At 35.1% G+C, this 7966-nt stretch carries 7 protein-coding genes, 2 tRNA genes and 1 pseudogene; 3 read left to right on the top strand and 7 right to left on the bottom strand.

The window, feature by feature from the left end; translation table 11 throughout:
• Positions 1-254: 254 nt before the first annotated feature.
• The 4 genes from IHO13_RS03620 to IHO13_RS03605 form a co-directional block, all read right to left on the bottom strand.
• Positions 255-2171 carry an ATP-dependent helicase gene (locus IHO13_RS03620; protein WP_225538316.1) on the bottom strand — a complete coding sequence of 639 codons (1917 nt, stop codon included), beginning with the start codon at positions 2169-2171 and terminating at the stop codon, positions 255-257.
• 158 nt (positions 2172-2329) lie between these two features.
• Positions 2330-2403, bottom strand: a tRNA-Ile gene (locus IHO13_RS03615).
• A 42-nt stretch (positions 2404-2445) separates the two neighbouring features.
• Entirely contained in the window at positions 2446-2769 is a 324-nt protein-coding gene (gene trxA / locus IHO13_RS03610) for a thioredoxin (protein WP_225538314.1), read from the bottom strand.
• 109 nt (positions 2770-2878) lie between these two features.
• Positions 2879-3499: a ribonuclease D gene (locus tag IHO13_RS03605; RefSeq protein WP_225538313.1), complete on the bottom strand. Its 621-nt coding sequence runs from the start codon at positions 3497-3499 to the stop codon at positions 2879-2881.
• Between the two features lie 141 nt (positions 3500-3640).
• On the opposite strand from IHO13_RS03605, the gene IHO13_RS03600 reads away from it, so the two are divergent.
• Both IHO13_RS03600 and IHO13_RS03595 read left to right on the top strand, forming a co-directional pair.
• Positions 3641-3713, top strand: a tRNA-Gly gene (locus IHO13_RS03600).
• 668 nt (positions 3714-4381) lie between these two features.
• On the top strand, positions 4382-4822 hold the full coding sequence (locus IHO13_RS03595) for a hypothetical protein (protein ID WP_225538312.1): 441 nt from the start codon (positions 4382-4384) through the stop codon (positions 4820-4822).
• Positions 4823-4837: 15 nt separating this feature from the next.
• Here the strand turns inward: IHO13_RS03595 and purF are convergent, their stop codons facing one another.
• Both purF and IHO13_RS03585 read right to left on the bottom strand, forming a co-directional pair.
• Positions 4838-6244 (bottom strand): amidophosphoribosyltransferase, encoded by a 1407-nt coding sequence (gene purF / locus IHO13_RS03590; protein WP_225538311.1) that lies wholly within the window; start codon positions 6242-6244, stop codon positions 4838-4840.
• A 184-nt stretch (positions 6245-6428) separates the two neighbouring features.
• Positions 6429-7115 carry a TerC family protein gene (locus IHO13_RS03585; protein ID WP_225538310.1) on the bottom strand — a complete coding sequence of 229 codons (687 nt, stop codon included), beginning with the start codon at positions 7113-7115 and terminating at the stop codon, positions 6429-6431.
• 191 nt (positions 7116-7306) lie between these two features.
• Between IHO13_RS03585 and IHO13_RS03580 the strand changes: the two genes are divergently transcribed.
• Positions 7307-7651 carry a hypothetical protein gene (locus IHO13_RS03580; RefSeq protein ID WP_225538309.1) on the top strand — a complete coding sequence of 115 codons (345 nt, stop codon included), beginning with the start codon at positions 7307-7309 and terminating at the stop codon, positions 7649-7651.
• Here IHO13_RS03580 and IHO13_RS05895 read toward each other — a convergent pair.
• Positions 7621-7959, bottom strand: a pseudogene (locus tag IHO13_RS05895) (ankyrin repeat domain-containing protein). The gene IHO13_RS03580 and the pseudogene IHO13_RS05895 overlap by 31 nt on opposite strands.
• Positions 7960-7966 lie beyond the last annotated feature (7 nt).

The following is a 7966-nucleotide window of genomic DNA, read 5'->3' as shown; positions in this document are numbered from 1 at the left end:
ATAATAATTTGCTGACGCTTAGTTTAAGCGCGATTTGGCTGAATGTAGAAAAAGTAAAAAGGACATGTAGCCACTATAATTTGATACAATCCACCGAAAAATACCCTGAGTTTTTTACTGGATTTTGTCATTGAGCCTAGAGATCAAAAACAAGTTTTCAATCAGAAATACCCTTACTACCGTAGTAAGGGTGATGGCGAAGGTTGTCAAGTAATTTTTTTGTTTCTATTGGAGACAGTTGTTATATGCCTATTTCAACAGTAGACAGCGTTACTTCTAATCACCTTAACATTTTCTCTTGGTAGTTCTTTAATAAATCGCGAGACATACATTGGCTGCCACTGATTATTCACTTCCCTTCTGTCTGCACATGAAATGATCAGCTTCTCTTTTGCTCTGGTTATTCCAACGTATGCAAGCCTTCTCTCTTCTTCCAAAGCTTTGCCACTACTATCCTCAAAAGATCTTTGATGTGGAAATAGCCCCTCCTCCCAGCCAGGCAGAAACACACATGGAAATTCAAGTCCCTTGGCTGCATGAAGAGTCATAATATGCACGGTATTATCACTATTCATATTATCCACTTCCATCACTAGACTTATGTGCTCTAGGAAAGTTGTAGCACTATCGAAATTTTTCAAAGATGAAATGAGTTCTTTAACATTCTCTATGCGTGCTAAACCTGTTACTTCTTCATTTTCAAGCATTTCAATATATCCTGATTGATTTGCTATAGTTTTAACAAGCTCGTTCAGTGGCTTTACGCTTACCATTTTTTCCCAAGCTTTAATTTTGTTTGAAAAACCATTTAGTGAAAGTTTGATTTTCTCAGTCACTTGATTACTATTAACCAATGTTTTTGCCGCTTCAAAAAAAGAAATTCTATTATCTTGAGCAACCGCATATATCTTTTTCATGGTGGTCGGCCCTATGCTTCTTTTTGGCCGATTTACTATTCTTTCGAAAGCTAGGTCATCATTATTGTTTGTAATGAGTCTTAAATATGCAGTTATGTCCCTAACTTCTTGACGTTCGTAGAATTTTACACCACTTACAATCTTATAAGGGATTGAGTATTTTATAAAGTATTCTTCTAGAACTCTAGTTTGAAAAGTAGCCCTCACTAGCACTGCAATGTCACTGAATTTGTATTTATTGAGCTTTAATATCTGCTCGCTTATGAACCTAGCTTCGATTTTCCCATCCCATAGTCTTATTAGATTTACTTTCTCTCCTTTAACATTTGTTGTCCACAATTTTTTTTTTAAGCGGGTTTTATTGTGGTTGATAACATGTGACGCAGTTGCGAGTATATGGGATGTTGATCTGTAATTGCATTCCAGTTTGACGGTTCTTGTACCTTTAAAGTCGTCGGAAAATTTTAAAATGTTTTCAACTTCTGCACCACGCCAACTATATATCGACTGATCATCGTCTCCTACACAGCAAATATTTGAGTGCTCTTTTGCAAGGTATTTCAGCCAAAGATATTGTATTGTATTTGTATCTTGATACTCATCTACCATGATATATTTAAATTTGTTTTGGTAGTAGGACAGAACTTCAGCATTTTGGTTGAAAAGCTGTATGTTGTATAGCAGTACATCGCCAAAATCGACAGAGTTAAGGAATTTTAATCTCTCTTGATATTGGCGATAGACTTTTAATGCGGTTACATATACTGGCCTAAATAATTGGGTTTCTTCCACTTCAGATGGCAGTAAACACTTTTCTTTCCATTTCTGAATTATATTCATAATGGTGCTATCTTTCTCTAATAGATTATTGGAACTTATTTCATTAACGATGCTTTTTATTACCTGCAATTGGTCATCTACACCAATAATTGTAAAATTGGAATTTAAGCCTACAATTTCAGCATGGCGACGTAAAATTTTTGCTGCAATTGCATGGAAAGTGCCAAGCCATGGTATATTTGTACCCGTGAGTTCAAGTACCCTTGATATCATTTCATTTGCTGCTTTATTTGTGAATGTGACTGCTAATATCTCATCAGAATGAGCGTAGCCATTTCGAATTATGTGTGCTATTCTTGAAGTAATTGTTCTTGTTTTTCCCGTTCCAGCACCGGCCAATATCAAGACTGGCCCATCTACGTTAGTCACAGCCAATTGTTGTTCCGAATTTAGTAGTGAGAGATAATCATTCATTGTAGCCCTACCAAATATAGTCATATAAGTTACCCTATTGTTTGTGCTCTGTAAAGTTTTTGTTTTGAATTTAATCTAGGCAGTGACAATTACTGAAGAAGTTGGCCGAGATTTACAATTAGACATGTAAGGAAATATCATGCATACACTAAAACCGGTGGGATTGGTAGGATTCGAACCTACGACCAATTCGTTATGAGCGAACTGCTCTAACCAACTGAGCTACAATCCCCTTTGTTAATATTTATAATACACACAAAAACAAACTTGTCTATTAGCTCATTTCGCTATCAACCCAACTTGACAAGTCACTTATTGCACCAATTTTGCGTGCAACTTCCTTACCGTTTTGAAATATGACAAAAGTAGGTATAGATTGAATTCCATATTTACTGGGCACTTCAGTTCCTTCATCTATATTGAACTTGCAGATCTTAACCTTGCCCTTCTTATCTTTAGCTAACTGTTCAACACGCGGCATTAGACTTTTACATGGTCCACACCACTCTGCCCAAAAATCCACTAATACAAACCCTTTGTAATCAGTGACCTCAGATTTAAAATTTTGATCATTTATTAATGTAATATTGTCACTCATAAAATATCTAGCTAAATTTGTACAATATAGCGCACTTACTAGCAGCTAATCAACTAAATTCTTACTGTAGAGCTTAAAAGATTGTCTAAAGCGTTTTGCACAACTTTCATTACATTTGGTGACTAAAGATATCCACATTTTCCCACCCCATTAAATCTAATTCAACACGAGCAGGAAGAAATTCGAAGCACTTTTGAGCTAATTCTTTTCTGTTTTCACGTTCCAGCATAAAATCTAGCTTTTCCTTTATTTTATGGAGATATAAAACATCAGATGCAGCGTAACTTTTTTGCTTGTTCGTTAAATCCTCACTTCCCCAATCAGAGGATTGCTGATGCTTATTTAACTTAGTATCAAGCAATTCTAGGCATAATTCCTTTAGACTATGATTGTCTGTGTAAGTACGAACCAAACGTGAAGCTATTTTTGTGCAATAGCACGGAAGTGCCCAAGTCTTCAAGTAATAGCGTATGATGCTGACATCAAACCGTGCAAAGTGAAATATTTTAGTTATATTTTTATTCCTCAATACTTTTCTTAAGTTTGGAGCTGTATAATCACTTTTCAATTGAACCAAGTGAGCGTTGCCATCGTTAAAAGAAAGCTGTACAAGACACAATCTGTCTCTAACATGAAGTAGCCCCATCGCCTCTGTATCAACAGCTATAAACCTTACGTTATCTGGTATTGAGCTAGCTGGCAGGTCATCTTTATGTACAAATATTCTCATAAGATTTTGTGGAATATTGAAAGACTAATAATAATTGAAAGTGAGTTTTAAGTATACAAATAATAGACAACTCCTAACATTTTAGTATGCATGGGGTTTACAAATCGTTGTATATGCCTATAATTTAAGAAATGAAAAACTGCGGGAGTAGTTCAGTTGGTAGAACATAACCTTGCCAAGGTTGAGGTCGAGGGTTCGAACCCCTTCTCCCGCTCTTTTTTCCAAAATCATTCAAAAATTTTGCTTGACAACTTTCGCCATCATCCTTATTCATAGTATTGAGGCTATTGTTTATCTTCAGTCCCTACAGATTAAACAACAAAAACTCGATGTACTTGGTGTGCTGTTGTTTAATTTTTGCACTATTTCCATCTCGTATCTTTATGAGCTTTCAAGGTTTTTACCTAATATAAGCTAAAATGCGTTTGTTAAAACGTCTAAGATAATAAAAATGCTAATTTAAAGATAGGTAATTAATACTAGCTAACGGGGTTTCTTTTGCTTTTTTTATTTGGTAAAATTTTTAATATTTATAGCTAGTTATAATTCATGAATTGGGTAGATAATGTTGAGTAGCATCTTGTTTAGCTGTAAAATTTGATATTAGCTGCTGATGATTGGAATAGTTGTAAGTCGATGCTTTTCTTCTACTCTTGTTTTCAACACCATTCCTAAAAAGATTATTTTGCTTATTCTATTAATCTAATTATACTGACAGTAGTAGGAGTTTGAATTTGCAATTTTGAAGTAAAAAATAGCAATATTGCCGCTATTGGCTAAATTATTAAGGAGTCAAATGAAAAAAGATTCAAAGCTTCTAACAAGTGTAAAGGATTTAATGTCTGTAACAGGGTTAGGTCTGCAATAGGAGCACTTACATGTTTGGGATTAAGTTCCACAGCTTTATCACCTTTAACTACAGGTGGGATTATTGGTTCTATATTTCCAGGATTGTTAACTGTTGGTTGTATAGCATTATTATTCTTTCAATTTTATTGCAATGTTAAGACAGAATACAATAATAGAAAAGAAGAGTTTGATTGGTATAGAGATCTTGTAATTCGCTTCAGCACATTAACGATTGTAAGCATTGGGATCGGAGTCGGTCTTGCTGCAGCTGCAACTGCTATTTTTCCTGATGTAATACTTGGAATGGGGGCAGTAGCTTTAACAGGTGCAGCAATAGGAGCTATAGCACCAATTGCAGGAGTTCTTGCAACAGCGTATGTTATTGAGCCAATAGCTGAAAAAGTGAATGGATATATTATGTCGCCTGTAATTGAGAAAATAAAAGGATGTTTTTCCTCAGAGAAGGAGGTTTAAGCTAACCAGTGGATGTCATTCAAGTAGTTGGTATTCACATTTACCAACTGGATAATCACCAGTGAAACAAGCATCACAGTATTGTGGTGTTACATTATTACGTTTCTCTTCCTTAACAGCATGATATAGCCCATCAATACTTAGAAAGGTCAAGCTATTCACTCCTATACTTGCCTCTATTTTCTCTATGGATTGATTTGCAGCGATTAAATCCTTCCGCTCTGGCGTGTCTATCCCATAAAAGCAAGAGTATTTCACTGGTGGACTTGAAATTTTTAAGTGAATTTCTCTTACTCCTGCATCTTTTAGCATAACTATTATGCTCCTGAGTGTACTACCACGTACTATACTGTCATCTATTAAAACTATGTTTTTACCTTGCAAAATGTGCTTATTAGCGTTGAATTTTAACTTTATTCTGACTTTACGTACTTCAGCAGTTGGTTGTATGAAAGTTCTTCCTATATAGTGATTACGAATTATTCCCAGTTCCATAGGTAAACCTGAATGCTTTGCATATCCAATGGCTGCAGGTATTCCAGAATCAGGTATTGGTACAATAATATCCACATTATTTTTTGGTGGACTCTCCTCTGCAAGCGTTTTTCCTATTTCTTTTCTCATATTGTATATAGACCTACCTTCCATTATGCTATCTGGCCTTGAGAAATAAACGTATTCAAAAATACAAAAGCTCGATTTTTGCTGCTCAAAAGAAAATGCTGAAGTTAGATGGCCATTACGATCAATAGTGACTAATTCACCTGGTTCTATCTCTCTAATAAATTCTGCGTTTACTATATCAAAAGCACAAGTCTCAGATGCAAGCACATAAGAGCCGTTTAACTTTCCTAAAACAAGGGGTCTGATTCCTGCTGGATCGCGCGTTCCAATAACCATCTCTTGGTTGATTGCAAGAAAAGAATAAGCGCCTTGTATCTCCTTTAATGAACATATAAAACTCTCTAGAAAGCTATCTTTTGTATTTGTTTCCACCAAACGCACTATCACTTCTGTATCGATATCCGATTGAAAAACGCATCCCTGTTTAATTAATCGCTCGCGTATTGGAAGAATATTAATTAAATTACCATTATGTGCTATAGCAAAACCCCCGAACTTACTACTTTTGCCGAACATGGGCTGCGCTCCAACTTTACTTCCACTTGTTGAGTATCGAACGTGACCTATTGCATAATCTCCAGGCAAGGATTTTTTTATTGCATCTACGTCATCAAACACACTGCTCACTTGACCTTGAAAATGATAAGAGTGCAACTTACCGTTATAACTTGTCACTATGCCAAAAGACTCCTGACCTCTGTGCTGCAAAGCATGTAGACCTAGTATGGAGTCAAAAGCAGCGTCTTTATTGTAGCTTGTACCAAATATTCCACACTCTTCGTGCATTCCATCAAGCATAAAAACTATTTAACAAAGTTTAATTCTACTTTAGCATAGGCAAAGCACAAGCATTTTTTTTACTAGATGTTAAGAATGGCTATAAAACGTAAAAAGCCTTCTATTTCCTATACTTTCCTTCTTGCACAGTTCCAGAGATATGATAAAGTATGAGAAAGAATCACATCCTGGGACTTTACAACTGCTACGTTTTCTTTATTTTGCTTATAGCTTCTACAAGCAATGCAAATATCAATGAAGAATATAAGTATTCTTTTGGTAATTCTGTGTGAAGTCCTTCAAGTATTAGATGTGCACCAACAAATAAAATAAATAGAATGGCGATTGTTTTTAAGCTAGGGCTAGACTTAATAAACTGAGCAGTATGACTTGATAAAAATATCATAGCTAGTATGGAAAACGTATATGCCATAGCAATTATTATCATGTTATGGGTTAATGCTATAGCGGTTGATAAAGAATCGACCGAAAAAATTAAGTCTATTAATATGATTTGCAGTACAACTGAAAACAATTGCGATTTGATATCTATCTTTTTTTCGGTTTGTTTGCATAAAAAAACGTTATTCCATAGCTCCATAGAACTTTTAATGATGAGAAATAATCCTCCTGCTATCATAAGTAGATCTTTTACCGAAATGTCAAGCGATATAGCGTAAAATATAGGTTTTTGCATTGACAATATATGCGATGTAAAAAACAGTGTCACAAAACGCATCAGTAGCGCTAGTCCAAGACCTATAAGGCTTACCCTTTCTTTCAGCGTGGTTGGTACTTTATCTATTGCTAGAGAAATAAAGATTAAATTGTCTACGTTAAGTATAGTTTCAAGTAGTGTAAGTATCAGTAAAGTCCACGCTTCAGCTAACATTTTCGTTCCCGTTCTAGCTTCTTTACTTTACAATAGATATGTAAAAATTAAGTGACTTCGCTTAGTCAGGGTGTAGTTTTTTATCAAAATGAGAAATAATTGCTCCCTTGAATAGGTAGAGAAAGTGCTATAGTAATGGAATGACGAAATTAGACAGAGACATTTCTTTCGTATTCTTAAGTGCAACCTTTGTGTTCCCATCTGCTTTCATTTCAGCTTTAGGCTTTGACATCATGTATATGCCAGCACCAACAACAGTACTTGCTATAAGTGCAGATCCTGCAACTAGTCCAATCATTGCTGGTATAGATAAAGTAGTAGCAAGTGTGAGTGTAGTAGCAACTATTGCTGCAACTACAAAACCCACAACTATGCCTTTTACAATTGCATTTTTTATAAGTTGTTTTTTTCTGCTTGCTCGAGGAGTTGTATTATGTCTTCGTCTTCAGCAAGATCCCTTGGCTTTCTACCATCCGAGTCTTTTTAATAAAGGATTTGCTCCACTTTATAGCAGAACTTTTACTACCTCTACATAGCCATTTTTGGCAGCAAGGTGTAAAGGAGAACGTTCCTTCTTATCTCTTAAATTAACATTTGCCTTATGCTTAATTAGAATTTTTGCTATCTCCTGATGATCTCCTTCAACAGCAAGATGTAAGGGAGTAAATCCATCATCCTTATTTTTTTAATTAACATCTGCCTTGTATTTTATCAGGATCTTTATCATCTCTTTGTTATTTTTGATGATGGTAGTATGTAAAGGAGGGTAAATACCACTGTTAACGTTTGCCTTGTTAACTAATAGAGCTTCTACTATTTTTATATATCCATTTTCAACAGCAATATCTAAC

The sequence above is a fragment of the Wolbachia endosymbiont of Mansonella perstans genome (assembly GCF_020278605.1).
Classification (GTDB): domain Bacteria; phylum Pseudomonadota; class Alphaproteobacteria; order Rickettsiales; family Anaplasmataceae; genus Wolbachia.
This window is presented reverse-complemented; position numbering and strand designations above follow the sequence as displayed.

Excerpts from the sequence above, each read along its gene's own strand:
- purF (WP_225538311.1), bottom strand. The coding sequence starts at position 6,244 with ATGCTTGATGGAATGCACGAAGAGTGTGGAATATTTGGTACAAGCTAC.
- IHO13_RS03585 (WP_225538310.1), bottom strand. The coding sequence starts at position 7,115 with ATGTTAGCTGAAGCGTGGACTTTACTGATACTTACACTACTTGAAACT.
- IHO13_RS03620 (WP_225538316.1), bottom strand. The coding sequence starts at position 2,171 with ATGAATGATTATCTCTCACTACTAAATTCGGAACAACAATTGGCTGTG.
- IHO13_RS03605 (WP_225538313.1), bottom strand. The coding sequence starts at position 3,499 with ATGAGAATATTTGTACATAAAGATGACCTGCCAGCTAGCTCAATACCA.
- trxA (WP_225538314.1), bottom strand. The coding sequence starts at position 2,769 with ATGAGTGACAATATTACATTAATAAATGATCAAAATTTTAAATCTGAG.